Source organism: Thermococcus sp., assembly GCF_027023865.1.
GTDB lineage: Archaea > Methanobacteriota_B > Thermococci > Thermococcales > Thermococcaceae > Thermococcus.
Map to the genome: position 1 here is coordinate 1 of NZ_JALVUC010000023.1, position 25294 is coordinate 25294.

Genomic DNA, 25294 nt, shown 5'->3' on the forward strand with positions numbered 1-25294 from the left:
CAACGACAGCCCTGCGGAAGGTTATGCTCGTGCTGTTCGTGCTCATTGCCATGGTCTACGGAGCCGCAATCAACTGCAGACTTAACACCATGGCAACGAGGAAAACTCCAAACGCGGTCCTCCTCCAGTTCATAGCCATCACCTGACCAGCCGATCACTTTTGGTAGCACCTGAAACTATATAAATCTTTCTTTTTACTAGTTGTATCTAATAACTTTTTCATAGAGTTTCCAATTTCTAACCGTATCAAAACGACGAGAATGAGTCAAAAGAGGCCAGAGTAAAAGAGCGAACAAAAGGATACAAACGATCGTTTTATGCAATAAAAGTTTCGGGCGTGGGCGTCAGCCCCCCAGTAACCTTTGCTCACGCAAAGCTTGACCAAGAAACTGTTCTTGGGAAAAGTTTCATCAAATAATTCTCCCTCAGACAAGGGGAGGATTACAACATTGGGTTTCCTTAGATATCCCAAACTTAACGGAGAACATGGTATGATGTGCTCGTTTTGTGAGGGTTTACTCTTCCTTCGACGCCCTTCGGGCGTCTTTTTGAAGTAAACCCATTTAAAAGTGACCCCCCTGAAGATGTTCTCCCTTAGAAACTAAATCCCAATGATTGAAACCCGCGTTAAAGAGGGCTTAAGAAGCAGTTTATCACTTTCCGCCAGCGCTTGCGCAAGTAAGAGCTGATTGCAAAAAAATTGCATGCCTTCCAACTCAAAAAAGGGTTGCAGAGTTCGAAAGCCTTTTAAATATCCTGCATAGACCCCACTTCAGCGTTGAAGTGACCACAGCGAAGGATGACGAAAAAATGGCCTGGCATGTCTTCATTCCAGATTCACTCCTCGAAGAGAGTGACGACCCAAAGATTAGAACCTACAAGATCGGCCAGATAGCCAGGGCCTGCTCAATATTCGGCGTCGAACACATCTGGGTTTACAGGGCCGGCGGTGGGGATGGTAGGTTCATCAAAACGGTCCTTGAATATGCGGAAGCACCCCAGTACCTCCGCAAACGGCTGTTCCCGCTCATGCCGGAGCTCAAATACGTCGGCGTCATCCCGCCGCTCAGAACACCTCACCATAAGCTCAAGGAAAAACCAAAGATCGGCGAAATCCGTGAGGGTTTTGCCTTTCGGAAGGGACGCAGGATCTATGCGGATATCGGCCTCGACGACCCCGCGACGGTTGATGGGGACATTGAAGGACGTGCAACGTTCAGAATCATCTCGGTAAGGCCGCTCAAAGTGATACCCGCGAAACCCACTGAATACTGGGGCTACAGAGTCCATCTCACAAAGAAGCCTCTGGCGAAAACACTTAAAAAGGCCAGGCTGGATTTGGTCATCGCGACCTCGCGCAAGGGTCGCGACGTTCGAGAGGTGAAGCTTCCCCCGCTGGAGGGGGAGGTCGGATTCGTCTTTGGCTCACCGAGGAAGGGCGTGATCGAGCTCCTCGGCGAGGAGGATTATAACTTTGATCTAATCCTCAACACCATTCCAAATCAGCGGACGGCCACAGTCCGCACCGAGGAGGCCGTGCTGGCCACACTCGCTGTGTTTAATCTCATAAGGAGGGATTGAGATGGGAAAAATACACAGGCCAAGGAGAGGTTCACTGGCTTACTCCCCAAGAAAGAGGGCTAAGAGTATAGTCCCAAGAATCAAGAGGTGGCCGCAGGACACTGAGGTTAGGATGCTGGGCTTCGCCGGTTACAAGGCCGGTATGACCCACGTCCTCATGATAGACAACAGACCGGGGCTTACGAAGGGCAAGGAGGTCTTCATGCCAGTTACTATAGTGGAGGTTCCACCGCTCTTCGTCTACGGCATCCGGGCTTACAAGCAGGGTTACCTCGGTCTCGAGACCGCCACAGAGGTCTGGTTCCACGACCTCAACGACCACGTCAAGAGACGCATAAAGCCTCTGCCGAAGGACTATAACGAGGAGGCCTTCAAAGCCAAGCTCGGTCAGCTTGAGGACCTCGCCAATGACGGTGAGATAGTTGATGTCCGCCTTCTCGTCCACACTCAGCCGTGGCTCATCAAGCTCAAGAAGAAGCCCGAGGTTATGGAGTACGCCATCGGCGGGAATGATGTCAGGACCAAGTTCTCCTACGCCAAGGAGAAGATAGGCAAGGAGCTTCGTGTGAGCGAGGTTCTCCATGAGGGCGAACTTCTCGATGTCATAGCCGTCACCAAGGGTAAGGGAACCCAAGGTCCGGTCAAGAGATGGGGCGTCAAGATACAGTTCCACAAGGCTCAGCGCGCCGGAAAGGCCAGGCACATCGGTAACCTCGGTCCGTGGCACCCGACTAGGGTCATGTGGACAATTCCACTGGCCGGCCAGGTGGGCTTCCACCGCAGGACCGAGTTCAACAAGAGGCTCATAGCGATAGGTGAGAACGGTAAGCTCAAGCTCGACGAGAAGCACGAGGTTGAGATAACCCCGAAGGGTGGCTTCCCGCACTACGGAGTCATAAGGAGCGACTTCCTCATGATACAGGGGACCGTTCCTGGTTCCTTCAAGAGGATCGTCAGGGTCAGGCCGGCCATAAGGGCACCAAAGAAGAGACCGCCCGTTGAGAGGCCGCAGATAACCTACGTCAGTAGGGAGTCCAAGCAGTGAGGTGAGATAGATGAAGGTTAAGGTTTTCAATCTCGAAGGCGAGGCTGTTGAGGAGATCGAACTTCCCAAGGTCTTCAGCACTCCTTACAGGCCCGATCTTATTAAGAGAGCAGTCATCGCTTCGTGGACCCACAGGATACAGCCCCAAGGAAGGAGTCCCTACGCTGGCAAGAGAAGGGTCACCGAGAACATCGGAAAGGGCCATGGTATGGCGAGGGTTGAGAGGATAAAGACCTCACCGAGGTTCGCAGCGTTCGTTCCATTCGCAGTTGGTGGAAGGAGAACTCACCCGCCGAAGGTCGAGAAGATAATCTGGGAGGATATTAACAAGAAGGAACGCAGGCTTGCCATCATGAGCGCCATAGCGGCAACCGCTAACTACGACCTCGTTAAGGGGAGAGGCCATGTCGTTGACAATGTCCCGCAGGTGCCAATCATAGTCACCGACGACCTTGAAAAAATCTTCAAGACCGCCCAGACCAGGGAGATATTCAAGAAGCTCGGCGTCTGGGAGGACATCGAGAGAGCCAAGAGGAACACCAAGATCCGCGCTGGAAAGGGCAAGATGCGCGGAAGGCGCTACAAGAAGGCCAAGGGGCCACTCGTTGTCGTTGCAAAGAACGAGGGCATCGTCCAAGGAGCTAGGAACCACCCAGGTGTTGATGTGGTAACGGTTGAGAACCTTGGTGTTGAACTGCTCGCTCCGGGTACCCACCCCGGAAGGCTTACTCTCTGGACGAAGGGGGCCATAGAGAAGCTTAGGGAGATCTACGGGTGATGAGAGATGGACCCATACAAGGTTATCGTAAGGCCGGTTGTCACGGAGAAGGCCGTGGCCATTATCGAGAACGAGAACAAGCTCACCTTCATAGTAGATAAGAGGGCTACCAAGCAGGACATCAAGAGAACCGTGGAAGAGATGTTCGAGGTTAAGGTTGAGAAGGTCAACATCCTCATCACCATGTGGGGAGAGAAAAAGGCCTACGTGAAGCTCAAGCCCGAGTACAGCGCAAGTGAGGTTGCTGCCAGGATAGGATTGTTCTGAGGTGAGATGAGATGGGGAAGAGTTTGATTCAGCAGAGGAGAGGTAAGGGAACCACGACCTTTAGGGCGCCGTCCCATAGGTACAGGGGTGCCGTCAAGTACGTTCCGCTCAATCTTACCAAGGAGAAGACCCTGGTTGGAAAGGTCGTTGAGATACTCCACGACCCGGGAAGAACCGCCCCGGTAGCCCGCGTTAAGTTCGAGAACGGCACCGAGAAGCTCATCATAGCCCCAGAGGGAATCCTCGTCGGTGAGGAGATCTCGATAGGGCCGAACGCTCCGATCAAGATCGGCAACACCCTCCCGCTTGCATTGATACCGGAGGGAAGCTATGTCTACGACATCGAGGGAGTTCCAGGTGACGGAGGAAAGTATGTTAGAGCGGGCGGTGCCTACGCTCTCGTCGTTGGCAAGGAGAAAGACAAGGTCATAGTTCAACTCCCGAGCGGTGAACTCAGGCAGTTCAAGCCAACCTGCAGGGCCACCATCGGTGTGGTTGCTGGCGGGGGCAGGCTTGAGAAACCCCTCATCAAGGCAGGAAAGGCTTACTACATAGCCAAGGCTCGCAACAGGTTCTGGCCGAAGCCGAGAGGTGTTAAGATGAACGCCGTTAATCACCCGCACGGTGGTAAGGAGCATCACATTGGAAGGCCTTCAACCGTTTCGAGGAGCGCCCCGCCGGGAAGGAAGGTCGGCCACATAGCCGCGAGAAGAACTGGTAGGAGGAAGTGATGAAGATGGCGAGAAAAAAGGAGTTTAAGTACAGGGGTTACACCTTCGAGGAACTGCTCAACATGTCACTCGAGGAGTTTGCCAAGCTCCTTCCAAGCAGGCAGAGGAGGAGCCTCAAGCGCGGTCTTTCCCCGGAGCAGAAGAAGCTACTCAGGAAGATAAGGCTCGCCAAGAAGGGCAAGTATAAGAAGCCGATAAGGACCCACAGCAGGGACATGGTTGTCCTTCCGGAGATGGTTGGTATCACCATCCACATCTACAACGGGAAGGAGTTCGTTCCGATAGAGGTCAAGGAAGAGATGGTAGGTCACTACCTCGGCGAGTTCGCACTCACGAGGAAGATAGTCCAGCACGGGTCACCTGGTGTTGGTGCTACCAGGTCATCGATGTTCGTTGCTGTAAAGTGAGGTGGTGTAGATGAGCAAGGGCAGGTTTTCCTACTCATTTCAAAATTTTGACCCCGAGAGAATGGCAAGGGCGAGCGGGAGGGACCTTCGCATGTCCCCCAAGCACAGCGTCGAGCTGCTCAGGGAGATCAGGGGCATGATGCTCAACGACGCCCTTCGCTACCTCGACGACGTCATTGCTTTGAGGAGGCCGGTTCCACTCAAGAAGCACTACGACAGTCAGGGCCACAAGCCGGGCAGAGGTTTCGGTCCAGGCCGCTACCCGGTCAAGGTTGCCAAGGCCGTCAAGAAGGTTCTTTTGAACGCCAAGAACAACGCCGAGCAGAAGGGCCTCGATGCGGACAGGCTTAAGATAGTCCACGCGGCAACCCACAGCGGACCTGTTTTAAGGGGTTACATTCCGAAGGCCTTTGGAAGGGCGACACCTTTCAACGAGCAGACTACTCATATAGAGATAGTCGTCGAGGAGATTAGGAGGTGAGACTTTGGCAATCGAGAGATACTTCATCAGGGAAAATGTTAAGGAGATGCTCATCGATGAGTACCTCGAGAAGGAGCTTAGGAGAGCCGGCTACGGCGGCCTTGACATAAAGAAGACCCCACTCGGAACCAAGGTCGTCATCTTTGCCGCAAGCCCAGGCTACGTTATAGGCAGAGGTGGGAGGAGAATAAGGGAACTCACGAGAACCCTTGAGAGGGAGTTTAACCTTGAGAATCCTCAGATAGAGGTCGAGGAGATAAAGAACCCCTACCTCAACGCCAAGGTCCAGGCCGTCAGGCTCGCCCAGGCCCTCGAGAGGGGCATCCACTTCAGGAGGGCGGCCTACTCCGCCATAAGGGCCATCATGAGGAACGGTGCCAGGGGTGTAGAGATAAGGCTTAGTGGAAAGCTCACCGGTGAGAGGGCCAAGAGCGTCAGGTTCTACCAGGGCTACCTCGCCAAGGTCGGAAACCCCGCCGAGACCCTCGTCAGCAGGGGCTATGCCCAGGCTAGGCTCAAGCTCGGTGTCATTGGTGTCAAAGTCTCGATCATGCCGCCTGACGTCAAGCTCCCGGACGAGATAGAGGTCATCGACAAGGTTCAGGAAGAGGTGAACGCCAATGAAGCCGAGTGAGATTAGAGAGATGGGCCTCGATGAGATGGAGAAGAAGCTCAAGGAGCTTAGGCTTGAGCTTGCCAAGGAGAAAGGAGTGCTCACCATGGGGGCCTCAGTTGAGAACCCCATGGTCATCCGTGACCTCAGGCGCGATATCGCGCGCCTGCTTACCATAAAGAAGGAGAAGCTTAGGGAGAAAAGGTGAGGTTCGGTGCCAAGGATTGTTAACCCTCTGGATGAGATGCTCTTTAAGGAGGTCCTGAAGGAGCAGCAGAGGATACGGGTCTACATAGAGAAGGCCCGCTACGGAAAGCTGAAAACAATAATCGAGGGAATAGACGAAAAAGAGTTCGACCTAGATGAGATAGCAAAGAAACTGAAGGCGAAGCTGGCATGTGGCGGAACCGTAAAGAAAGGAAGAATAGAACTCCAAGGCGATCACCGGGACAGGATCAAGAAGTTGCTTGGAGAACTTGGGTTTTCCGAGGAACTCGTGGAGGTCGAGTGACGGCGAAGAACATCGTCTGGCACGAACTCATAGGGCTGAAAGCAAAGATTATAAGGGCATCCCATCCAGGGCTGGTTGGCATCGAGGGCTACGTCCTTGACGAGACGAGGAACACCCTCACCATCGGCGGTGAGAGGGTGTGGGTTATCCTGAAGGACGTGGTTTACCTTGAGTTTGAGGTTGGCGATAAAAGGATCCGAATCAACGGAAAAGAGCTGATTGGAAGACCCGAGATGAGACTGAAGAAGAGGTGGAGAAAATGAGAGAGATTGGATTGAAGGTTCAGCCTCCCGCTGAGAAATGTGACGATCCCCACTGTCCCTGGCATGGACACCTCAAGATCCACGGCAGGTACTTTGAGGGAGTAGTCGTCAGCGACAAGGGGAAGAAGACCATCGTCGTCGAGAGACAGTATTACCACTACCTCAAGAAGTATGAGAGGTATGAACTTAGGAGGAGCAAGGTTCATGCCCATAACCCGGAGTGCATTGACGCCAAAGTTGGCGACCGCGTCCTCATCGCGGAGACCAGACCGATAAGCAAGACCAAGAGTTGGGTCGTCGTTGCCATCACCAAGAGGGCCGGCGAGAGGTGATATAAATGGCGAAGAAGGGTGCTGGAGCAACTAGGGGAATAAGCCCAGTCAGGCCTACGAGGGCACTGCCAGTTGGCGCTTACCTCAAGGTCGCCGACAACAGCGGCGCCAAGGTCATTCAGATAATTGGTGTCGTTGGATACAAGGGCACTAGGAGAAGGCTCGCTTCGGCCGGCGTTGGCGACATGGTCATAGCTGCCGTCAAGAAGGGAAGGCCGGACATCAGGCACCAAGTCGTCAGGGCCGTTGTCGTCAGGCAGAGGAAGGAGTACAGAAGGCTCGACGGCATGCGCGTTAAGTTCGAGGACAATGCTGCAGCCATAGTCACCCCAGAGGGCGTCCCGAGGGGTACCGAGATCAGGGGTGCCATAGCCAGGGAGGCTGCCGAGAGATGGGTCAGGCTCGGTAGCATAGCGAGCATAGTGTTGTGAGGTGAGAATTATGAAACTCGATACGAAACAACCGAGGAAGCAGAGGAAGTTCCTCCACAACGCTCCCCTTCATCTTAGGGGTAAGATAATGGCCGCCACCCTAAGTTCCGAACTTAGGAGCAAGTACGGAACAAGGAGCATGCCCATCAGGGTTGGTGATAAGGTCAAGATCATGCGCGGCGACTTCAAGGGCAAGGAAGGCAAGGTCATGGAGATTGACCTTAATGGGTATGAGATTCACATAGAGGGCGTTACCCACAAGAAGACCGATGGCACCGAGGTTTACTATCCTGTTCACCCGTCGAACGTTATGATAGTTGATCTCAACCTCGACGATGAGAAGAGAGAAAAGATAATTAAGAGGAGGGCTGGCTGATGGCGCGGAAGGGAGCCAAGAGACACCTTAAGAGACTTGCCGCTCCGAATCAGTGGTACATCCATAGGAAGGAATACAAATGGGCGGTCAGGCCAAGGACTGGGCCGCACAGCATGAAGACCTCAATACCTCTGCTCTACATAGTCAGGGACTACCTTGGCTATGCGAAGACCGCCCGCGAGGCGAGGAGGATACTCAATGAGGGTAAGGTTCTCGTTGACGGCCGCGTTAGGAAGGACTACAAGTTCCCGGTCGGTATAATGGACGTCATATCCATCCCCGAGACCGGTGAGCACTACAGAGTCCTTCCGAACAGGATAGGCAAGCTCATACTCCACCCGATAACAGAGAAGGAAGCCGGGATAAAGCCGCTTAGGATAAGCAACAAGAGAATGGTCAAGAGCGCGAAGGTTCAGCTCAACCTCCACGACGGAAGTAACCACCTCGTCACCATGGATGAAAAGGACAAATACATGACCGCCTACACCGTCCTCATGAAGATTCCGGAGAGGGAGGTCATAGAGGTTCTCCCATTCGAGGTCGGTTCCTACGTCTTCGTTACACAGGGTAAGAACGTCGCGAGGAAGGGCAAGGTCGTTGAAGTCAGGCAGTTCCCAATGGGATGGCCGGACGTCGTCACCATCGAGGACGAGAACGGCGAGCTCTTCGACACCCTGAAGGAGTACGCCTTCGTCGTTGGAAAGGAGAAGCCGGAGATTTCCCTTCCGTGAGGTGAGATGAGATGCAGATCAACAGAGAGACCATACTCGCTGACTGGGAAGCTCACCCGATGAGGAGGCCTAGGATAGCTAAGCTCACCATAAACATCGGCGTCGGCGAGAGTGGTGAGAGGCTTACTAAAGCCGAGACCATGCTCGAGCAACTCGCCGGGCAGAAGCCGATAAGGAGGAGGGCCAAGCAGACCAATAGAGATTTCGGGATAAGACGCGGTGAGCCAATAGCCGTTAAGGTCACCCTCCGCGGTGAGAAGGCTAGGCAGATGCTTGACAGGCTTTTGGAGGCAGTTGACAGGAAGCTTAAGGTAAGCAACTTTGACGAGCACGGCAACTTCTGCTTTGGAATCCGGGAGCACATCAACATACCTGGCGTCGAGTACGACCCTGAGATAGGCATCTTTGGTATGGACGTCTGTGTCACCCTTGAGAGACCAGGCTATCGCGTTGCCAAGAGGAAGATGCAGAGGAAGAAACTTCCAACCAAACATAAGTTGACCAAGGAAGAGGGTATCGTCTTCGCTATGGAAGAGTTCAAAATCCAGATGGAGGGATTGTGAGATGGCGAAGGCTGACTACAACAAGAGGAAGCCTAGGAAGTTCGGGAAGGGCGCGAGAAGGTGCATGCGCTGTGGCCAGTACGGGCCGGTGATCAGGATTCATGGCCTAATGCTCTGCAGGCACTGCTTTAGAGAGATAGCCCCCAAGCTGGGCTTTAAGAAGTACGAGTGAGGTGAGAGGAGATGACTTTGCTTGATCCGCTGGCGAACGCTCTCTCCCACATAACCAACAGCGAGAGGGTCGGAAAGAACGAGGTCTACCTCAAGCCGGCCTCAAAGCTCATGGGAGATGTCCTCAGGGTTATGCAGGAGAACGGTTATATAGGCGAGTTCGAATTCATTGACGACGGAAGGGCCGGCATCTACAGGGTGCAGCTCATAGGCAAGATAAACAAGGCTGGGGCAATAAAGCCACGCTTCCCAGTTAAAGCTAGGGAGTACGAGACCTGGGAGAAAAGGTTTCTTCCGGCTTTCGAGTTCGGTATCCTCATAGTCTCGACCTCCCAGGGTGTCATGACCCACAAAGAGGCAATCGAGAAGGGAATCGGCGGCAGATTGATAGCCTACGTATATTAGCGAGGTGAGAGAGATGCCGATAGACGCGTGGGTAAGGGAAGAGGTTGAGATTCCAGAGGGAGTCGAGGTCACCGTTGAGGGAAACACCGTCAGGGTCAAGGGTCCCAAGGGCGAGCTTGAGAGGGAGTTCAGCTATCCAGGGATTAGGATATCCACAGTGGACGGCAGGGTCGTTGTTTTCAAGGAGTTCCCGAGGAAAAAAGACATAGCCATAGCCAGAACCTTCAAGGCCCACATAGCCAACATGGTAAAAGGTGTCACTGAGGGCTTCACCTATAAGCTCAAGGCCGTCTACAGTCACTTCCCCATGACCATAAAAGTTCAGGGAGATACAGTGCTTGTGGAGAACTTTCTCGGTGAGAAGAACCCGAGGAGGGCCAAGATACTCCCTGGAGTTACCGTTAGAGTCATGGGTCAGGAAGTCATCGTTGAGGGCATAGACAGAGAGGCAGTCGGTCAAACCGCCGCGAACATCGAGCAATCCACCAGGATAACCAAGTGGGACAGGCGTGTCTTTCAGGATGGAGTTTACATCGTTGAGAAGGCTGGCAAGCCAATAAAGTTCTGAGGTGTGAGAAATGAACGAGAAGGCGAGACTCCTTAGGATACGGGCCAGGATCAAGAGGAAGAAACCGAGGTTCCTTCGTCAGGAGTGGTGGCGCTATCCTAAATTCAAGAACAACCCGAAGTGGCGCAGGCCAAAGGGAATCGACAGCAAGATGAGACTCAAGAAGAAGGGGAAGGCCCGCTCCCCGAGCATCGGTTGGAGTTCCCCCAAGGCCGTCCGCGGTCTTCACCCAAGCGGCTACGAGGAGGTTCTCGTCCACAACGTGGGGGAGATAGAGACCATCGACCCGAACAGGCAGGCGGCTAGGATAGCCAGAACTGTCGGCGCGAGGAAGAGAGAAGCCATGCTCGCCAAGGCCAAGGAGCTTGGAGTGAAGGTACTCAACCCGTGAGGTGAGACTCATGCTCAAAATGCAGAGAAGGATTGCCGCTGACCTTTTGAAATGTGGTGAGAACAGGGTCTGGATAGACCCCGAGAAGATAGATGACGTGGCCGCCGCGATAACTAGGGAGGACATCAAAAGGCTCATCAACGATGGCGTCATAAAGAAGAAGCCCATCAAAGGCCAGAGCAGGGCAAGGGCAAGGATCTTTCAGGAGGCCAGGAAGAAGGGCCGTCACAGGGGCCCCGGAAGCAAGAAAGGCAAGAAGACCGCAAGGATGGGCAAGAAGGAGCGCTGGATGATGACCATAAGAGCCCTCAGAAAGGAATTGAGAACGCTCAAGGCCGATGGCAAGCTCGACGAGCACACCTACAGGAAGCTCTACATCAGGGCCAAGGGCGGCCAGTTCAAAAACAAGAGGCAGCTCTACATGTTCATACAGGAGCACGACATCTTGAAGGAGTGAGGTGAGAGAGATGGCACACGGACCGAGGTATAGGGTTCCGTTCAGAAGGAGGAGAGAGGGTAAGACTAACTATCATAAGAGGCTCGCCCTCCTCAAGTCTGGCAAGCCTAGGCTTGTCGTGAGGAAGACCCTCAACCACCACGTAGCTCAGATAGTCGTTTACGATCCTAAAGGTGACAGGACGATCGTTTCAGCCCATACAAGGGAGCTCATGAGGGATTTCGGCTGGAAGGGCCATGGCGGCAACACACCGTCTGCTTACCTGCTCGGTCTCCTCATAGGATACAAGGCCAAGAATGCTGGCATCGGGGAAGTCATCCTCGACATAGGCATTCACCCACCGATCAGAGGTTCGAGCATCTTCGCGGTTCTCAAGGGTGCCGTTGACGCTGGCCTAAACGTCCCGCACAGTGAGGAGATATACCCGGAGGACTACAGGATAAATGGCGAGCACGTGGCGAACTACGCCAAGACCCTTAAGGAAGAGGACGAGAGCCTCTACAGGAAGCAGTTTGGTGGATACCTCGTCAGGGGTCTTGAGCCCGAGAAACTCCCCGAGCACTTTGAAGAGGTTAAGGCCAGGATAATCGAGAAGTTTGAGGGGGCGAGAGAATGAGCGACCCGAGAGAGATGGCCCAGCGCGTTCTTGAGGAGTGGGAGCCGAGGACCAAGCTCGGCATACTCGTCAAGGAGGGTCAGATAACTGACATTCACGAGATATTCAGGAAGGGTTACCAGATAAAGGAGCCTGAGATCGTCGACGTCCTCCTTCCGGAGGTCAACATGAGGGAGAATCAGGAAGTGCTCGACATCGCATTAACCGTCAGGATGACCGACAGTGGTAGGAGGATCCGCTTCAGGGTTCTCGCGGCAGTTGGCAACAGGGACGGCTATGTCGGCCTTGGAATCGGCCACGGTAAGGAGGTTGGAATAGCCATCAGGAAAGCCATCAACTACGCCAAGATGGACATCATCGAGATCAAGCGCGGTTGCGGTTCATGGGAGTGCAGATGCAGGAGGCCGCACTCGATTCCCTTCGCCGTTGAAGGCAAGGAGGGAAGCGTCCGCGTCAAGCTCATGCCCGGGCCTCGTGGCCTTGGACTGGTCATTGGTGACGTCGGCAAGAAGATACTCAGCCTAGCAGGTGTCCAGGATGTCTGGTCTCAGACCCTCGGTGAGACCAGGACCACCGTTAACTTCGCCAGGGCGGTCTTCAACGCGCTCTACAACACCAACAGCGTTGCGGTTAAGCCTGAGGACATCGAGCGCTACGGCATAGTCGTTGGCAGGGAGATGCCGACAGACTTCCAGGTTGAGTGAGGTGAGAGGAGATGGTCAAGTTAGCGCTCATTAGGCTTAGGAGCGGGATAAGGGCGAAGGGGGAAGTGAGGGATACCCTTGCCATGCTCCGCCTTCATAGGATAAACCATCTCGTCCTTGTCGATGACACCCCGAGCTACGAGGGGATGGTTCAGAAGGTCAAGGACTACATAACTTGGGGCGAAATTAACAAGGAGACCCTTGCAGAGCTTATAAAGAAGCGTGGCAGGCTCATTGGAAACAGACCGGTAACCGAGGATTACATCAAGGAGAAGCTTGGAATGACCATTGACGAGTTTGCTGAGAAGGTCGTCAACGGCGAGATGAAGCTCACAGACCTTCCCAACTTTAAACCTGTCTTCAGGCTCCACCCGCCGAGGGGCGGCCTCAGGGGAACCAAGAAGCACAGCTTTAAAGAGGGTGGAGCACTCGGCTACCGCGGCGATGAGATAAACGGACTCATTGAGAGAATGCTGTGAGGTGGCGAGAGATGATAAGGAGAAAGAGGAAGGTTAGAAAGCTCCGCGGGAGTCACACTCACGGATGGGGCTGCAAGAAGAAGCATCGTGGCGGCGGAAGCAAGGGAGGTAAGGGAATGGCAGGAACCGGAAAGAGGAAGAACACCAAGTGGACATGGATCATCAGGTACGCCCCTGACCACCTTGGCAAGCGCGGCTTCCACAGACCCAAGGCAGTTCAGTACACCCCGAACGTTATCAACCTCAGCGACATCGACGAGAACCTCCAGCTATTCCTCGATGCGGGCATTGCCTACGAAGAAGATGGAAGGATAATCGTTGATACCACACAGCTAGGAGTTGACAAGGTTCTCGGCTCAGGAAAGCTAACCAAGCCACTCGTGGTCAAGGCTTACTACGTCACCCCCAAGGCTGAGGAGAAGATTAAGGCCATTAGCGGCGAGGTTCTCCTCGCCTGATTCCTTTTAATTTAACTTTTGGTGGGTGTTAATCATGGGGAAGACAAGGGACATGATCTATGCCATAGAAAGGTACTTCCCTGAGGTTGAGAGGCCCAAGCGGCACGTTCCCCTCAAGGAGAAGTTCATGTGGACCGGGATCGTTCTGCTATTGTACTTTGTGCTCGCAGAGATTCCCATTTATGGGATGCCGAAGAACATCCAAGACTACTTTGCCACACTAAGGTTTGTCCTTGCCGGGAGAAACGGTTCCCTTCTGACCCTGGGTATCGGTCCAATTGTTACCGCGAGTATAATCATGCAACTTCTCGTCGGTTCTGAAATTGTTCACCTTGATCTCTCAAATCCCGAGGACAGAAGGTTTTACCAGGCCACTCAGAAGCTCTTTGCGGTCTTCATGAGCTTCTTTGAAGCGGCCATATACGTCTTCGCCGGGGCATTTGGTAGGGTGGACACGGGCATCGGCTCCTTTCAGACTATCACCACTCCGGAGGGTGCCGTCTTCATTGGAATAGGTCTGGGGATACTCATAATACTCCAGCTCGGCTTCGCTTCCACCATGTTAATCCTCCTCGATGAACTTGTGAGTAAGTGGGGTATTGGGAGTGGTATCAGCCTCTTCATTGCCGCCGGCGTCTCTCAGCAGGTCATCGTCAAGTCCCTCAATCCCTTCACCACCAATCAATACATCGATCCCCTAACGGGTGGACCCGCTATTGTTGGTGCCATCCCTGCGTTCATACAGCATCTCATTCACGGCGACCTAACGGGGGCGATATACAGGGGGCCCCTGCCAGATATGTTAGACCTCACCGCGACGATAATAGTCTTCCTCATCGTAGTGTACCTCGAGAGCATGCGCGTCGAGATACCCCTCAGCTATGGCCGCGTTACGGTCCGTGGCAGGTACCCGATAAGGTTTATGTACGTCAGCAACATACCGATAATCCTTACGTTGGCCCTCTACGCCAATGTTCAGCTATGGGCGAGACTCCTCAACAACTACGGCTACACATGGCTCGGGACGTTCGATCAACATGGAAATCCGGTAAGCGGTCTTGTCACCTACCTCTACCCACCGATGGATATCTACCACGTCATGGCCGACCCGGGTAGGGCATTGGTTTATGCCCTCATGACAATCGTATGGGCGTTGATATTCGGGTTCCTATGGGTTGAGCTGACGGGCCTTGATGCCAAGAGTATAGCGAAACAGCTTCAGAATGCTGGACTGCAGATACCTGGATTCAGGAGGGATCCAAGGATACTGGAGAGGGTGCTCAACAGGTACATTCCCTACGTTACGTTCTGGGGTTCGTTCACCCTGGCAATAGTTGCAGTGCTCGCAGACTTCCTGGGGGCTCTTGGAACGGGAACTGGAATCCTCCTTACGGTGGGCATACTCTACAGGTTCTACGAGGAGATAGCAAGGGAGCAGGCGACAGAGATGTTCCCAGCGTTGAGGAAGTTCTTCAGCAAGTGATTTCCTTTTTTTACAAAACCTTTTAAACCCGTCCGTTTACTTCCTCCAGAAGCCTTCCTGGGTGAGCGTGATGCCGTTTGTCGTCATGATAACTGGTATTCCCGGGGTCGGTAAGAGCACTATCACAAAACTCTCCCTCAAAAAAGCCCGGGTCAAGTTCAGGCTGGTGAACTTCGGCGATCTAATGTTCGAGGAAGCAGTTAAGGCAGGCTTAGTTAAGCACAGGGATGAGATGAGGAAGCTTAACCCTGGCGTCCAGAAGGAACTCCAGATAAAAGCTGCGAGGAGAATCGTTGAGATGTCTCAGAGTGAACCAGTGCTCATAGACACTCATGCGACCATAAGAACCCCAGTCGGCTACCTGCTTGGCTTCCCCAGGGAGGTTATTGAGGTCATAAACCCGAACTTCATAGTCATAATTGAAGCCACTCCAAGTGAGATACTCGGTAGGCGTCTCCGCGATCTGAAACGTGACAGGGACGTTGAAACGGAGGAGCAGATACAGAGGCACCAGGATCTGAACCGTGCGGCTGCGGTTAGCTACGCAATGCATTCACGGGCCCTTGTTAAGATAATTGAGAACCACGAGGATAAGGGCCTTGAGGAGGCCGTTAATGAGCTTGTTGGAGTACTTGATCTGGCGGTGGGAGAGTATGTTTGAGGGAATATACAGTTTCCTTGACGGCATATTTGGGCCACTCATACAGGCGTACAGCCCGATAGTGGTCATTACAATAGCGGGCATAATACTCGGTGCTTTATTCACCCTTTTGAACTACTTCTTTGTTGACCAGGAGAAGGCGAAACTCCTTCAAAAGAAAAGCAAGGAGTTTCAGAAGAAGTACCGTGAGGCCCAAAAAGCAAAGGATGAGAAGAAGCTCAAAAAGCTTCAGCAAGAACAAATGGAGCTTATGAAGCTCCAGAGCGAGGTAATGAAGGATAGCATGCTCAAGGTTTCCCTGCTCACCCTCCCCATCTTTTGGATATTCTGGGGATGGCTCAAGAGATGGTACGTTGAGGTGGGCATAGTCAAATCCCCCTTCAACTTCTTCCTCTTTGACTGGTTCCACAAGATGTACCATTCGGCCCTTCCAGCAAACGAGCTGGGCTACCTTGGATGGTACATGCTTACCTCAATGGCCGTCGGTTATATCCTTAGAAAACTCCTCGATATGAGTTAAATTTAAAAATGCTCCCTTTAAAGGAAAGCCGAGGTGAGAGCATGAAGCCGATGTACAGGTCAAGGTCATGGAAGAGGAAGTACGTTCGCACTCCGAGCGGAAGGACGGTCATACACTTTGAGAGAGAGAAACCTAAGGTTGCCCACTGTGCCATGTGCGGAAGGCCGCTCAACGGCACCCCACGCGGAAGACCGAGCCAGCTCAGGAAGCTCCCGAAGACTGCCAAGAGGCCGGAGAGGCCCTACCCGAACCTATGCCCGAGTTGCATGAGGAAGGTCATGAAGGCCCAGATCAGGGCCGGCATTGCCATATGAAGGTGTGTTCCAATGCCAAGGGGCTGCCTCGTTATAACGGTCAGCGGCTTGGCCGGTTCGGGGACCACAACCCTCTGCCGGAACCTCGCCAAGCACTACAACTTCAAGCACATCTATGCGGGTTTAATCTTCCGTCAGATGGCGAAGGAGACGGGGATGACCCTGCAGGAGTTTCAGGAGTACGCGGAGCTTCACCCCGAGGTGGATCGTGAGGTTGATAGGAGGCAAATTGAGGCAGCCAATGAGTGTAACGTCGTTATTGAGGGTCGCCTTGCCGGCTGGATGGTCAAGGAGGCTGACCTTAGAATATGGCTTGACGCGCCCATAATGGAGCGCGCGAAGAGGGTTGCCCGTAGGGAGGGCATCTCCATCGAGGAGGCCTTCGTTCAGATTGCCGAGCGTGAGAAGGGCAACAGGAAAAGATATTTAAACCTCTACGGGATTGACATCGACGACAAGTCGATTTATGATTTAATCATCAACACAGCCCATTGGAATCCGGAGGGGGTCTTCGCGATTGTGAAGGCCGCCATCGACCACCTGTACCCCGACGGTGACGCGGGGTCGGGTTGAACCCGGGCAAGAAAAAGATGGAGGTGGTATGAATGCCAGCTATGGAAGTCGGAAGGCTTGCCGTCGTTATCGCCGGAAGGAGGGCCGGTCAGAAGGTCGTCGTCGTTGACGTCGTCGACAGGAACTTTGTCCTCGTTACCGGCGCTGGCCTCAACAAGGTCAAGCGCAGGAGGATGAACGTTAAGCACCTCGAGCCCCTTCCTGAGAAGGTGAACATTGAGCGCGGCACCGATGATGAGGCCGTTAAGGCCGCCCTTGAACAGGCTGGAATCAGCCTTGAGTGAGGCCTTTTGTCTTCTCTTTGATTCTCTTTTTGGTTTACATTGTCAATACGTTAAGAAGAACATTTTAATTATAGAGTCTCTATCGATTTTATCATGTTTCACCTTCTCGAAGATATTCTCAAGAAGGATGGCGCGGAGAATTTTGTCATTTTTTTATACTCCTTTATCGCCTCATATATGATAACGGCAAGATCTGGATATGTGACTTGTAGATAAATTCCTATCATTAAATCTTCAATTTTGTCTATTACCATTGATGCAGCAATAAACTCCAAGACTATTTGAAAGTCGTGTTGACTTACTGGGACTGAATTTATAATGTGAAGATAAGCTTCTTTGTATTTTCCCTCTAGTATGTCTAATAAAATATGTATCTCATTGTATACAGGAGAAAATGATTCTCTTAGGATTGATTCTAGCTCTTTTATAGAATTTACAACGCTTTTGGGCATTTCAATGTTAAGTTTTAGTATCCTATCCGAGTAATACTTGACAAAAATTATCTCGGCAATTAGCGTCATCGCGTTCTCTGGAGGTAACATTAACACATATTCTCTAATTATTGGAGCGAATTCTATGAATTCTTTTACACTTTCATAGTTTAAACCATTTTTTATCACATTTATTCTCATGGAAAGATCACACACTAATATCCGGTTGAATACCCTCTTTCCAGACGCGTTAAACTCTTTCTCCGAATATTCTAAAGCTAGAGATACGTATTCTTTTGCCTTTTCGATATTTCCTAGAAACAGGAAAGCAAATGTAAGGGTATAATAAGTTAGTCTAAAGCTACCAAAGATCCTCAATTCAAGCAATTGTTTTATTCTTTTTTGTCTGTCTTCTTTATTATATTGGACGAAAACAGTGCTAAAGAGAGCGTTAACATCTTTGTCGTTCTGTACAAGTTCAAAATTGGTCTCTAGTTCATTTAAAAGTTTTTCAGCGTTCTTCAAAAAGTGTATATTCTCTTTAGTAGCTTTTTTGGTTAATGGTATAGGTGCAAAGGTAAATATCTCTCCTAGCTTGAGATGCAGCTCCATCTTAGCATATTTGCCAAACCAGGTCTCTCCTAAGATTTCTATGCTATCCATGACTTGCTCTATTTCTCTTCCTAGTACGTGCATATCTTCCTTTAAAAATGGGTTGTAGACATTCTTTCTTATGATATTTAACTCTGTAGCTATTGTAAGAAACCTCACTAGGTTATTATCGGGTAACTCTTTGGTGAGTTCTCTTAAAATAGTGGAGATTTCAAAGTCTACTTCATCAATCACATAGGGATTCAAAGCTGAACTATCGCTATATTGCCATAAAAATGCCAATAATCTTAATTTATCTTCTTGAGTTAGGGCAGAGGCCCCTCCTATTTTCGAGAGTATATTGAATATGGCAATTGTAACTTCATACGTGATTGGAGACTGGCTATTGGCTACTCGGATTCCTGCATTTATTATTAATGTGAATGCAACTTTAAGATCATGCTTATCTACTAATTCAAGAATTTTGAGAATACTAATTAGTCCGTTCTCTGAGTATTCTGAAGTACTATTTATGGCCTCTAGCATAAGATTTACAAACCTTGAAATCTCTCTTCTTATGGCATCATTCCTTATGAGATACGGTATGAACGTTCTCAGATGAGAATATAGCTCAGTTAGATCGTATATCTCATCAACAATTTGTTTATCCGGATCATTTAGTGAACCAACATATACATAGCCGGTAAGATATACAACGTCCTCGCTGAATATAAGATCTGTTAATTTATTTTCACTCTGATCCCCATAAACTCTTCTTCCTAATAGTTCCAGGATTGATTTTTCAAGAGGAGTTAGCAAAAGGGGTATTATTAGTTTGTTTTTCTTACTAAGCTCTTTATATATGAACTCATTTGACTTAATCAACCCCTTGAGATTATATATAATTTGGTTCTGGTTTTTAGATGCAACATCTAAGGGGTAATACACTCGATCTTCTTGAGGAAGGTTACCAAGGAGATCATCAATATTTACTTTGAGATTAGCGGAGACTTCTGCAAGCATAACAGCAAAACCGGGGAGTCCCAAAGTAAGTGCTTTTAATTTCTCGCCATATTCTAGATCTATATCAATTCCATTTGAGTGAATAATATCTAAGAATTTCTTGCTATCTCTAATTGGACCGATGAATATGACTTGTTCCGAACTTTCAATTAAAGTGTGCTCATTAAGAATGCTTCTTACATACTCAGACGGATTTAGAATGAATCGTTTTCCGTCATTTGCTAACTTTTCTATGGAGATTCTGTCCACTATAATTACATTACTTCCCAAATCAGATAGCTCACTAAGGAGCTTAGATAGCGTATTTCGTTCGGATGGAGAGTAGTCCATATAATCATCAATCAAGAACACGAATTGTGAAGCTTTAGATTTTACTTTTGAGCCCTTATATAAATTATATATTTCTTTACTTGTCTTCCATATGTTCCCTATTGTGGATATCCCCTCGAAGATTGTCATTCCAATTACTATGGACTGAGTTATATCCCGGATTTTGTCAAATGATTCCTTCTCAATAATTGACTTTAGCTTGAGTGAGATATTCTGAAGATTCACATCTTTTACCCCGATTATCTCTAACAGACTTTTTATTGAATTGCCAACTGTGTTGACGTATTCTTCTATATCTGAAACATTGGAGATACTATCCATAATTTTTTCTAGAATTCCTTGAGAACTAGCAACTTCTACAACCTGCAAGAAAAGAGACCTTTCGCTCTCAGAGATCATCTTGATTGGAACTAATGGTATGTAAAATGAATTTCCCCGTTCATCAACAATCCTTTTTAATTGGGGTTGGACAGAGTAATGTTGGGGAGATAAGATTATAGGTAGATATCCTTCTCTTGCCATTTTCATAGCTATGTATCGCGCCAAAGTGCTCTTACCACTACTTGGCAATCCAAGTATCATAACAGGGTTTCCTTCCTTTAGCTGGTGTAATATTTGTTGCTCTTTTCCTGTGGGTACGTATCTTAACATCATATCGGTTTATACTAGTAAGTGTAAGGTTAAATACTTTTTGTCAATCTTTGCAGAATATTTAAACATTGACAACTAGAATAATGTGAGGTGATCAAATGAAAAACTGCACTTATAACAGGTGCAACTGGCGGCATCGGAAGGCTTCTTGTTGAGGGTCTCGTCGGGAGGGGCTACCGCATTGTTGGGGTGGCCAGAAACGGAGAAAAGCTCCGTGAACTTCAGGAAAAACTGCCTGCCTTTGAGTACATAATCGCTGACCTGAGCAAAGAGGACTTTCCAGGCACGATTTTGGAGGAGCTTGAGAGGCTGGGTGTGGAAAGGGTTGACCTCCTCATAAACAACGCCGGCCTCGCGGTGAGAAAGCCCCTTCTTGAGCACTCAAGGGAGGAGCTGGAGAACCTGTTCAGGGTAAACACCCTCGCGCCCGTGGAGCTCACGAGGATGCTCCTCCCAGTGCTCCCAAAGGGTTCGACCGTAGTGTTCATAATCAGCGGCGTCGCCTTTATCAACGTCCCCGAGCTCCCATCCTACTGCGCCGCCAAGGGCGCCCTTCACTACCTCGCGGTAAACCTCGAGCGGGAGCTTGAGGGGAGGGGGATCAACGTTGTGCGCGTTTATCCCAAGCAGGTCAAAACAGGTTTCTTCACCAGAAACGGGGTTCCATACCCAAAGGGCTCAATAGAACCCGCAGCGGTGGCCGGAGCAATTCTTGAAGGTATCGAGCGGGGCAGGCGCGAGGTCTTTGTTCCGGGTTACCTGAAACTCCTCAAGTACCTCCCGAACTGGCCGGTCTTTACGTACCGCTTTAGGTATTAGTCGGGTTTATAAGGGGGAGATTAAACTTAGTGCGATAACGCTCACCGGGTGATGCTCATGGCGAGGGATGAGGTTAGGAGGATTTTACCTGCAGATATAAAGCGTGAAGTTTTGGTTAAAGACGATAGGGCGGAGACCAACCCCAAGTGGGGCTTTCCACCGGAGGAAAGGCCCCTGGAGATGCACATACAGTTTGGCATAATTAACCTTGACAAGCCGCCCGGTCCTACGAGTCACGAGGTCGTTGCGTGGATAAAGAGGCTCTTCAACCTCAACAAAGCCGGCCACGGCGGAACCCTTGACCCTAAGGTCAGCGGAATCCTCCCGGTCGCGCTTGAGAGGGCAACCAGAGTTGTTCAGGCGCTCCTCCCGGCCGGTAAAGAGTACGTCGCGTTGATGCACCTCCACGGCGACGTTCCAGAGGACAGAATCCGCGCGGTTATGAGGGAGTTCGAGGGCGAGATAATCCAGAGGCCCCCGCTCAGGAGTGCGGTGAAGAGAAGATTGAGGACCAGAAAAGTCTACTACATCGAGGTGCTCGAGATAGACGGCAGGGACGTTCTGTTCAGGGTGGGCGTCGAGGCAGGGACCTACATCCGCTCGCTTATCCATCACATAGGCCTGGCCCTTGGCGTTGGCGCTCACATGGCCGAGCTGAGGAGAACGAGGAGCGGTCCCTTCAAAGAGGACGAGACTCTCGTGACGCTTCACGACCTCGTCGACTACTACCACTTCTGGAAGGATGGCGGCATCGAGGAGTACTTCAGGAGGGCGATACAGCCGATGGAGAAAGCCGTTGAGCACCTGCCCAAGGTGTGGATTAGGGATTCCGCCGTTTCGGCGGTTACCTACGGCGCGGATTTGGCGATTCCGGGGATAGTTAAGTTAAACAGGCGGATAAAGCCTGGGGATCTGGTCGCCGTGATGAGTCTCAAAGATGAGCTTATCGCCCTTGGAAAGGCCAAGATGGGCAGTGGGGACATGATGAAGAGGAGCAAGGGTATAGCCGTTGATGTGGACAAGGTGTTCATGCCGAGGGAGTGGTATCCGAGGCTCTGGTAGCGGCCCTTGCTGATGCAAGCGCCGGCGGAAGGTTGGGTGCTGTTTTGATTTTTAGTTTTTTAGTGGGTTTGTTCTCAACTTTGCTTTTTGGTAAGTGTCTTACTTTTAAAACGGCGTCCGAATGACGCCGTTTAGAGGATGAAACTCTGTAAAACCGTTAAGATTTCAGTACAAACCCATTTCCAAAACCATTAGCTTTTAGCGTGCACGACTCAAACTCCCCCATCTAAACTGTTTGAGCTTTTTGATGAAACTTTTCCCAAGAACAGTTTCTTGGTCAAGCTTTGCGTGAGCAAAGGTTACTGGGGGGCTGACGCCCACGCCCGAAACTTTTATTGCATAAAACGATCGTTTGTATCCTTTTGTTCGCTCTTTTACTCTGGCCTCTTTTGACTCATTCTCGTCGTTTTGATACGGTTGAAAATTGAAAATCCTACGAAAAAAAAAACGTTAGTTAATTCAACTTGTAAAAGAAAAAGCTTATATAGTTTCACGTATTATCAAGAGTGACCAACTGGTTGGGTGGTGGTCATGAACTGGAGGAGGACTGCGTTCGGGGTTTTCCTCGTTGCCATGGTGTTGAGCCTGCAGTTGATAGCCGCTCCCCAAGCTATGGCAATGAGCACAAACAACACCAGCGTTACCTTCCGCAGGGCCGTTGTTGCCTGGTATGATGAGAAGGGCAGGCTCCAGATGAACGTTACGTGGATTAATAAGGTTGTGAACTTTACTAACCTGACGAAGGGCTGTCCGCTCCACAAGTCCAACGCGACTCCAAAAGTTAACGTTTCAATAGTTACCCTTTACAATATGAGTAAGAAGCATGAACAGTTGCTGTTCTTTAGACTGAACTTCTACAACAGCACGTTTAATTACACAATGTACGCGCTCGTTTATCGCGCCGAGAGGAGCCAGTACAACTTCACTCTCGTCACAAGAATCTTTACTGACCCTAAGAGTGGCGAGTACAGAGCTTACCTGACCGGGATGAACATTGCTCCGAAGGATGAGGACAGGGTTGTGCCCGTTGAGGATGCTGTTATTATCAAAAACAACCTTACCCTCTCGCAGTATTACTGGACTCTCAACAGGGTCCTCATGAATCTTAGGAGGCATGACGAGACCGCTTGGATTTGGGGCAGGAGCGCTCGCGAGCTAAGACACTTATCACATCTTGTGAAGTTGAAGTTACCAGAATACAACCAAGAAAAAGCAATGGGAATGTCAGTGTCAATGGATTTCTCATGGGGTTGTATATCATCTATAATATCCTGCCTCGGCAGCATTGCAGGCCTTGGATTTGGAGCATTGGGGACATGCCCGCTCTGTGCTCAGGTTGTAACATGTATCCCGGCATGCGCTACTATTTTTACCGCCTGGACCTGTCTGCTGTGCTTAGGTACCGGAGCAGCAGGGTGCTTTGCCTGTGCAGCGACACTATTAGGTATAGCTAGTTGTGCAGCTGCAGCAAGCTGTCTGTAACTTTTTATTTCTTTTTACACTACAAACGGATTGGGGTGACCAAGCATGAAATTGAAGCACCTTATACCACTTCCTTTTACTATTTTAGCCCTAGTTTATGGTGTTTATAAGGTAGATGTCCTCCCAATTTTTGTGGGGGTTTTATCCACATTGCTGTACTTTCCCTGTTTGAAATCTGAATGTGAGGAGGAATTAGTACTATGCGGTAGTGTAGCCCTCTTTTCATCTGTTCTCTCAATCTGGGGAAGCTGGATTAAGTACCTAAGCCTTTTAGGAGTTTTATTACTTCTTTTTCTGCAGTTATCAACCCTCTTGAGAAGATGAGATATGTGATGGATAGCAGCTATGGACCCGACAAAGGTTACAGCAATAGCATGTGCCGGATGTTTTGGTATCATTGTAGTTTCATGTCTCGTAGAGTGCGCGTTAGGTCTTTAAATTCCTCAGTGTAAAAACTGTACAAGGTGATAGATTTGGATAAGATAACCGAGGAGGAGTTATTAAGGTCGGTCCCCATTTTTTTCTTTGTTTTTATGGGTTATGCATTTTTATGGCAAGCTATGAATCGAAGGATACCTGCAGTAGGTGCCCCTATAACTTCACTAATATTGAGTCTTGGGACAGTTCCTCTACGTATCTGGTACAGACACAGGAGGGGGTGGTGACGTGAGGCCGGCACTCGGCCTTCTTGGCCTTGTTCTCTACGCGATTCTCGAGGTGGCGGGTTTTTACTTGACCACTCCACTCTGGAGGGCGGTTCTTTTTATACTGAGCATTGTTCCCGTAACGCTAATGGCCTTCCTCTTCGTTGACCACCTGGGCGAGCTCAAGGATTCCAGAAAGTTCGCCTCGTTCGTCACCCTCCTAATCGTCCTGACCATTGTGGGCTCTATTTACCACGGGACCGCGAGCAAAGAGAACTTAACCGGACTGCTGCTCTTCGCGCTATTCGTCTGGGCACTGATCCCGCTAAGCAAAAAGTAAAATCTTAAAGTCAAATGAGGGGTGAAAACTTATGCTATGGATAGAGTACGGAGCCTACGCGGGGATACTTGGGGGGGCACTTTATCTCCTTTTACTTTTTGCGTTCAGGGATTCCCTTGCAGGCAGGAGCAGAATCTCGTGGATAGTTCAGCTGGAGATGGCGGTCTTCATGATCCTCTTGGGCCTCATGACCTGGGAAGCCCGTACTGGTGGCTCTTCCACGTACGTGGGCGCAGTTGGATGGATATGGCTGGCAGTGGTTATAGTGACGGTGCTTATTGGCTTTAAGTGGCGTTAGCCCTGTAGACCAACTCCTTCCCCCATCTTTATAAACCCCTCCCCTTACCCCCGACCATGAGCCACTATTACTCCGAAGAGCCCAACGTCCCGCTGAAGATGAAGACTATAGAGTTCTGCATCAGAGGTTATTGTTTCAAGTTTATAACCGCCAGCGGGGTCTTCTCCTTCGGGAAGCTCGACCGCGGAACGGAACTGCTCATAGAGAGCATGGTGCTCGATGATAGCTGGCGCGTCCTGGATCTGGGGTGCGGCTACGGTGCCATCGGCATCGTCGCGTCCCGTTTTGTGAACTACGTGGTGATGACCGACGTCAACAGGCGCGCTGTCAAAATCGCGAGGAAAAATTTAAAAATCAACGGCGTTAGAAACGCCGAGGTTAGATGGGGGAGCCTCTACGGGCCGGTTAGGGGCGAAAAATTCGATACCA

39 protein-coding genes are annotated in these 25294 nt (G+C 50.5%); 38 read left to right on the forward strand and 1 reads right to left on the reverse strand.

All coding sequences use genetic code 11. The features are described 5' to 3' along the window. Positions 1-810: 810 nt before the first annotated feature. From MV421_RS09230 to MV421_RS09380, 31 genes are all read left to right on the forward strand, one after another. On the forward strand, positions 811-1581 hold the full coding sequence (locus MV421_RS09230; protein WP_297419460.1) for a putative RNA uridine N3 methyltransferase: 771 nt from the start codon (positions 811-813) through the stop codon (positions 1579-1581). Position 1582: 1 nt separating this feature from the next. After that, positions 1583-2626: a 50S ribosomal protein L3 gene (locus MV421_RS09235; RefSeq protein WP_297419456.1), complete on the forward strand. Its 1044-nt coding sequence runs from the start codon at positions 1583-1585 to the stop codon at positions 2624-2626. Positions 2627-2636: 10 nt separating this feature from the next. Continuing rightward, the gene (gene rpl4p / locus MV421_RS09240) at positions 2637-3404 is read left to right on the forward strand and encodes a 50S ribosomal protein L4 (RefSeq protein WP_297419454.1); all 768 of its coding nucleotides are present in this window, start codon (positions 2637-2639) and stop codon (positions 3402-3404) included. A gap of 6 nt (positions 3405-3410) precedes the next feature. After that, the gene (locus MV421_RS09245; RefSeq protein ID WP_297503282.1) at positions 3411-3671 is read left to right on the forward strand and encodes a 50S ribosomal protein L23; all 261 of its coding nucleotides are present in this window, start codon (positions 3411-3413) and stop codon (positions 3669-3671) included. A gap of 11 nt (positions 3672-3682) precedes the next feature. Continuing rightward, positions 3683-4402 (forward strand): 50S ribosomal protein L2, encoded by a 720-nt coding sequence (locus MV421_RS09250; protein ID WP_297419447.1) that lies wholly within the window; start codon positions 3683-3685, stop codon positions 4400-4402. Between the two features lie 5 nt (positions 4403-4407). After that, positions 4408-4809 carry a 30S ribosomal protein S19 gene (locus tag MV421_RS09255; RefSeq protein WP_297419466.1) on the forward strand — a complete coding sequence of 134 codons (402 nt, stop codon included), beginning with the start codon at positions 4408-4410 and terminating at the stop codon, positions 4807-4809. 10 nt (positions 4810-4819) lie between these two features. After that, positions 4820-5290 (forward strand): 50S ribosomal protein L22, encoded by a 471-nt coding sequence (rplV, locus tag MV421_RS09260; protein ID WP_297419444.1) that lies wholly within the window; start codon positions 4820-4822, stop codon positions 5288-5290. 4 nt (positions 5291-5294) lie between these two features. Further along, positions 5295-5924 carry a 30S ribosomal protein S3 gene (locus MV421_RS09265; protein ID WP_297419440.1) on the forward strand — a complete coding sequence of 210 codons (630 nt, stop codon included), beginning with the start codon at positions 5295-5297 and terminating at the stop codon, positions 5922-5924. Then, positions 5911-6111, forward strand: a complete 201-nt coding sequence (gene rpmC, locus MV421_RS09270; RefSeq protein WP_297419437.1) for a 50S ribosomal protein L29 — start codon at positions 5911-5913, stop codon at positions 6109-6111. Before MV421_RS09265 ends, rpmC begins: the two co-directional genes overlap by 14 nt. Before the next feature lie 36 nt (positions 6112-6147). Further along, positions 6148-6414, forward strand: coding sequence for a stress response translation initiation inhibitor YciH (gene yciH / locus MV421_RS09275; RefSeq protein WP_297419463.1), 267 nt, complete (start codon positions 6148-6150; stop codon positions 6412-6414). After that, on the forward strand, positions 6300-6677 hold the full coding sequence (locus tag MV421_RS09280) for a ribonuclease P protein component 1 (RefSeq protein WP_297419435.1): 378 nt from the start codon (positions 6300-6302) through the stop codon (positions 6675-6677). Before yciH ends, MV421_RS09280 begins: the two co-directional genes overlap by 115 nt. Next, a complete protein-coding gene (locus MV421_RS09285) occupies positions 6674-7009 on the forward strand; it encodes a 30S ribosomal protein S17 (protein ID WP_297419433.1) in 336 nt (111 codons plus the stop codon). The genes MV421_RS09280 and MV421_RS09285 overlap by 4 nt, the downstream gene beginning before the upstream one ends. 5 nt (positions 7010-7014) lie before the next feature. Further along, a complete protein-coding gene (locus tag MV421_RS09290; protein ID WP_297419431.1) occupies positions 7015-7440 on the forward strand; it encodes a 50S ribosomal protein L14 in 426 nt (141 codons plus the stop codon). Positions 7441-7450: 10 nt separating this feature from the next. Next, complete coding sequence (rplX, locus tag MV421_RS09295) at positions 7451-7816, forward strand: 50S ribosomal protein L24 (RefSeq protein WP_297419428.1); 366 nt, start codon at positions 7451-7453, stop codon at positions 7814-7816. Continuing rightward, a complete protein-coding gene (locus MV421_RS09300) occupies positions 7816-8547 on the forward strand; it encodes a 30S ribosomal protein S4e (protein ID WP_297419426.1) in 732 nt (243 codons plus the stop codon). Before rplX ends, MV421_RS09300 begins: the two co-directional genes overlap by 1 nt. Before the next feature lie 11 nt (positions 8548-8558). Continuing rightward, the gene (locus MV421_RS09305) at positions 8559-9110 is read left to right on the forward strand and encodes a 50S ribosomal protein L5 (RefSeq protein WP_297419424.1); all 552 of its coding nucleotides are present in this window, start codon (positions 8559-8561) and stop codon (positions 9108-9110) included. A gap of 1 nt (position 9111) precedes the next feature. Continuing rightward, positions 9112-9282, forward strand: a complete 171-nt coding sequence (locus MV421_RS09310; protein WP_088857499.1) for a 30S ribosomal protein S14 — start codon at positions 9112-9114, stop codon at positions 9280-9282. A gap of 11 nt (positions 9283-9293) precedes the next feature. Then, a complete protein-coding gene (locus tag MV421_RS09315) occupies positions 9294-9686 on the forward strand; it encodes a 30S ribosomal protein S8 (RefSeq protein WP_297419421.1) in 393 nt (130 codons plus the stop codon). Positions 9687-9699: 13 nt separating this feature from the next. After that, positions 9700-10254 carry a 50S ribosomal protein L6 gene (locus MV421_RS09320; protein ID WP_297518252.1) on the forward strand — a complete coding sequence of 185 codons (555 nt, stop codon included), beginning with the start codon at positions 9700-9702 and terminating at the stop codon, positions 10252-10254. A 10-nt stretch (positions 10255-10264) separates the two neighbouring features. Further along, a complete protein-coding gene (locus MV421_RS09325) occupies positions 10265-10645 on the forward strand; it encodes a 50S ribosomal protein L32e (protein ID WP_297419416.1) in 381 nt (126 codons plus the stop codon). Between the two features lie 10 nt (positions 10646-10655). Continuing rightward, entirely contained in the window at positions 10656-11102 is a 447-nt protein-coding gene (locus MV421_RS09330) for a 50S ribosomal protein L19e (protein ID WP_297419413.1), read from the forward strand. 10 nt (positions 11103-11112) lie between these two features. Continuing rightward, positions 11113-11718, forward strand: coding sequence for a 50S ribosomal protein L18 (locus tag MV421_RS09335; protein WP_297419409.1), 606 nt, complete (start codon positions 11113-11115; stop codon positions 11716-11718). Continuing rightward, positions 11715-12422, forward strand: coding sequence for a 30S ribosomal protein S5 (gene rpsE / locus MV421_RS09340; protein ID WP_297419406.1), 708 nt, complete (start codon positions 11715-11717; stop codon positions 12420-12422). The genes MV421_RS09335 and rpsE overlap by 4 nt, the downstream gene beginning before the upstream one ends. Before the next feature lie 11 nt (positions 12423-12433). Then, positions 12434-12901 carry a 50S ribosomal protein L30 gene (locus tag MV421_RS09345; protein ID WP_297419403.1) on the forward strand — a complete coding sequence of 156 codons (468 nt, stop codon included), beginning with the start codon at positions 12434-12436 and terminating at the stop codon, positions 12899-12901. A gap of 11 nt (positions 12902-12912) precedes the next feature. Then, a complete protein-coding gene (locus MV421_RS09350) occupies positions 12913-13359 on the forward strand; it encodes an uL15 family ribosomal protein (protein ID WP_297419401.1) in 447 nt (148 codons plus the stop codon). A gap of 34 nt (positions 13360-13393) precedes the next feature. Beyond that, positions 13394-14842: a preprotein translocase subunit SecY gene (gene secY / locus MV421_RS09355; RefSeq protein ID WP_297419398.1), complete on the forward strand. Its 1449-nt coding sequence runs from the start codon at positions 13394-13396 to the stop codon at positions 14840-14842. 70 nt (positions 14843-14912) lie between these two features. Further along, entirely contained in the window at positions 14913-15503 is a 591-nt protein-coding gene (locus MV421_RS09360; RefSeq protein ID WP_297419395.1) for an adenylate kinase, read from the forward strand. Then, the gene (locus tag MV421_RS09365; RefSeq protein WP_297419392.1) at positions 15496-16023 is read left to right on the forward strand and encodes an EMC3/TMCO1 family protein; all 528 of its coding nucleotides are present in this window, start codon (positions 15496-15498) and stop codon (positions 16021-16023) included. Before MV421_RS09360 ends, MV421_RS09365 begins: the two co-directional genes overlap by 8 nt. A 41-nt stretch (positions 16024-16064) precedes the next feature. Further along, positions 16065-16337, forward strand: a complete 273-nt coding sequence (locus tag MV421_RS09370) for a 50S ribosomal protein L34e (protein WP_297419389.1) — start codon at positions 16065-16067, stop codon at positions 16335-16337. Positions 16338-16349: 12 nt separating this feature from the next. After that, positions 16350-16910 (forward strand): (d)CMP kinase, encoded by a 561-nt coding sequence (gene cmk / locus MV421_RS09375; protein ID WP_297419385.1) that lies wholly within the window; start codon positions 16350-16352, stop codon positions 16908-16910. Between the two features lie 32 nt (positions 16911-16942). After that, positions 16943-17194: a 50S ribosomal protein L14e gene (locus MV421_RS09380; RefSeq protein ID WP_297419382.1), complete on the forward strand. Its 252-nt coding sequence runs from the start codon at positions 16943-16945 to the stop codon at positions 17192-17194. Between the two features lie 98 nt (positions 17195-17292). Here the strand turns inward: MV421_RS09380 and MV421_RS09385 are convergent, their stop codons facing one another. After that, positions 17293-20223, reverse strand: coding sequence for a hypothetical protein (locus MV421_RS09385; RefSeq protein WP_297518255.1), 2931 nt, complete (start codon positions 20221-20223; stop codon positions 17293-17295). Positions 20224-20334: 111 nt separating this feature from the next. On the opposite strand from MV421_RS09385, the gene MV421_RS09390 reads away from it, so the two are divergent. The 7 genes from MV421_RS09390 to MV421_RS09420 all read left to right on the forward strand — a co-directional run. Beyond that, positions 20335-21039, forward strand: coding sequence for an SDR family oxidoreductase (locus tag MV421_RS09390; RefSeq protein ID WP_297518261.1), 705 nt, complete (start codon positions 20335-20337; stop codon positions 21037-21039). A 57-nt stretch (positions 21040-21096) separates the two neighbouring features. Then, complete coding sequence (locus MV421_RS09395; protein WP_297503584.1) at positions 21097-22101, forward strand: RNA-guided pseudouridylation complex pseudouridine synthase subunit Cbf5; 1005 nt, start codon at positions 21097-21099, stop codon at positions 22099-22101. A gap of 531 nt (positions 22102-22632) precedes the next feature. After that, positions 22633-23583, forward strand: coding sequence for a hypothetical protein (locus MV421_RS09400; protein ID WP_297503555.1), 951 nt, complete (start codon positions 22633-22635; stop codon positions 23581-23583). 45 nt (positions 23584-23628) lie between these two features. Next, complete coding sequence (locus MV421_RS09405) at positions 23629-23907, forward strand: hypothetical protein (protein WP_297503557.1); 279 nt, start codon at positions 23629-23631, stop codon at positions 23905-23907. Between the two features lie 342 nt (positions 23908-24249). Beyond that, the gene (locus MV421_RS09410) at positions 24250-24567 is read left to right on the forward strand and encodes a hypothetical protein (RefSeq protein WP_297503559.1); all 318 of its coding nucleotides are present in this window, start codon (positions 24250-24252) and stop codon (positions 24565-24567) included. Positions 24568-24598: 31 nt separating this feature from the next. Further along, positions 24599-24865 carry a hypothetical protein gene (locus MV421_RS09415; protein ID WP_297503561.1) on the forward strand — a complete coding sequence of 89 codons (267 nt, stop codon included), beginning with the start codon at positions 24599-24601 and terminating at the stop codon, positions 24863-24865. 56 nt (positions 24866-24921) lie between these two features. Next, on the forward strand, positions 24922-25294 hold a 373-nt coding region (locus MV421_RS09420; protein ID WP_297518258.1), incomplete at its 3' end, for a methyltransferase.

Bases quoted from the DNA above. Each gene is read 5' to 3' on its own strand.
- MV421_RS09230 (WP_297419460.1), top strand. From the start codon at position 811: ATGGCCTGGCATGTCTTCATTCCAGATTCACTCCTCGAAGAGAGTGAC.
- MV421_RS09235 (WP_297419456.1), top strand. From the start codon at position 1,583: ATGGGAAAAATACACAGGCCAAGGAGAGGTTCACTGGCTTACTCCCCA.
- rpl4p (WP_297419454.1), top strand. From the start codon at position 2,637: ATGAAGGTTAAGGTTTTCAATCTCGAAGGCGAGGCTGTTGAGGAGATC.
- MV421_RS09245 (WP_297503282.1), top strand. From the start codon at position 3,411: ATGGACCCATACAAGGTTATCGTAAGGCCGGTTGTCACGGAGAAGGCC.
- MV421_RS09250 (WP_297419447.1), top strand. From the start codon at position 3,683: ATGGGGAAGAGTTTGATTCAGCAGAGGAGAGGTAAGGGAACCACGACC.
- MV421_RS09255 (WP_297419466.1), top strand. From the start codon at position 4,408: ATGGCGAGAAAAAAGGAGTTTAAGTACAGGGGTTACACCTTCGAGGAA.
- rplV (WP_297419444.1), top strand. From the start codon at position 4,820: ATGAGCAAGGGCAGGTTTTCCTACTCATTTCAAAATTTTGACCCCGAG.
- rpmC (WP_297419437.1), top strand. From the start codon at position 5,911: ATGAAGCCGAGTGAGATTAGAGAGATGGGCCTCGATGAGATGGAGAAG.
- yciH (WP_297419463.1), top strand. From the start codon at position 6,148: ATGCTCTTTAAGGAGGTCCTGAAGGAGCAGCAGAGGATACGGGTCTAC.
- MV421_RS09280 (WP_297419435.1), top strand. From the start codon at position 6,300: ATGTGGCGGAACCGTAAAGAAAGGAAGAATAGAACTCCAAGGCGATCA.
- MV421_RS09285 (WP_297419433.1), top strand. From the start codon at position 6,674: ATGAGAGAGATTGGATTGAAGGTTCAGCCTCCCGCTGAGAAATGTGAC.
- MV421_RS09290 (WP_297419431.1), top strand. From the start codon at position 7,015: ATGGCGAAGAAGGGTGCTGGAGCAACTAGGGGAATAAGCCCAGTCAGG.
- rplX (WP_297419428.1), top strand. From the start codon at position 7,451: ATGAAACTCGATACGAAACAACCGAGGAAGCAGAGGAAGTTCCTCCAC.
- MV421_RS09300 (WP_297419426.1), top strand. From the start codon at position 7,816: ATGGCGCGGAAGGGAGCCAAGAGACACCTTAAGAGACTTGCCGCTCCG.
- MV421_RS09305 (WP_297419424.1), top strand. From the start codon at position 8,559: ATGCAGATCAACAGAGAGACCATACTCGCTGACTGGGAAGCTCACCCG.
- MV421_RS09310 (WP_088857499.1), top strand. From the start codon at position 9,112: ATGGCGAAGGCTGACTACAACAAGAGGAAGCCTAGGAAGTTCGGGAAG.
- MV421_RS09315 (WP_297419421.1), top strand. From the start codon at position 9,294: ATGACTTTGCTTGATCCGCTGGCGAACGCTCTCTCCCACATAACCAAC.
- MV421_RS09320 (WP_297518252.1), top strand. From the start codon at position 9,700: ATGCCGATAGACGCGTGGGTAAGGGAAGAGGTTGAGATTCCAGAGGGA.
- MV421_RS09325 (WP_297419416.1), top strand. From the start codon at position 10,265: ATGAACGAGAAGGCGAGACTCCTTAGGATACGGGCCAGGATCAAGAGG.
- MV421_RS09330 (WP_297419413.1), top strand. From the start codon at position 10,656: ATGCTCAAAATGCAGAGAAGGATTGCCGCTGACCTTTTGAAATGTGGT.
- MV421_RS09335 (WP_297419409.1), top strand. From the start codon at position 11,113: ATGGCACACGGACCGAGGTATAGGGTTCCGTTCAGAAGGAGGAGAGAG.
- rpsE (WP_297419406.1), top strand. From the start codon at position 11,715: ATGAGCGACCCGAGAGAGATGGCCCAGCGCGTTCTTGAGGAGTGGGAG.
- MV421_RS09345 (WP_297419403.1), top strand. From the start codon at position 12,434: ATGGTCAAGTTAGCGCTCATTAGGCTTAGGAGCGGGATAAGGGCGAAG.
- MV421_RS09350 (WP_297419401.1), top strand. From the start codon at position 12,913: ATGATAAGGAGAAAGAGGAAGGTTAGAAAGCTCCGCGGGAGTCACACT.
- secY (WP_297419398.1), top strand. From the start codon at position 13,394: ATGGGGAAGACAAGGGACATGATCTATGCCATAGAAAGGTACTTCCCT.
- MV421_RS09360 (WP_297419395.1), top strand. From the start codon at position 14,913: ATGCCGTTTGTCGTCATGATAACTGGTATTCCCGGGGTCGGTAAGAGC.
- MV421_RS09365 (WP_297419392.1), top strand. From the start codon at position 15,496: ATGTTTGAGGGAATATACAGTTTCCTTGACGGCATATTTGGGCCACTC.
- MV421_RS09370 (WP_297419389.1), top strand. From the start codon at position 16,065: ATGAAGCCGATGTACAGGTCAAGGTCATGGAAGAGGAAGTACGTTCGC.
- cmk (WP_297419385.1), top strand. From the start codon at position 16,350: ATGCCAAGGGGCTGCCTCGTTATAACGGTCAGCGGCTTGGCCGGTTCG.
- MV421_RS09380 (WP_297419382.1), top strand. From the start codon at position 16,943: ATGCCAGCTATGGAAGTCGGAAGGCTTGCCGTCGTTATCGCCGGAAGG.
- MV421_RS09385 (WP_297518255.1), bottom strand. From the start codon at position 20,223: ATGATGTTAAGATACGTACCCACAGGAAAAGAGCAACAAATATTACAC.
- MV421_RS09395 (WP_297503584.1), top strand. From the start codon at position 21,097: ATGGCGAGGGATGAGGTTAGGAGGATTTTACCTGCAGATATAAAGCGT.
- MV421_RS09400 (WP_297503555.1), top strand. From the start codon at position 22,633: ATGAACTGGAGGAGGACTGCGTTCGGGGTTTTCCTCGTTGCCATGGTG.
- MV421_RS09405 (WP_297503557.1), top strand. From the start codon at position 23,629: ATGAAATTGAAGCACCTTATACCACTTCCTTTTACTATTTTAGCCCTA.
- MV421_RS09415 (WP_297503561.1), top strand. From the start codon at position 24,599: ATGCTATGGATAGAGTACGGAGCCTACGCGGGGATACTTGGGGGGGCA.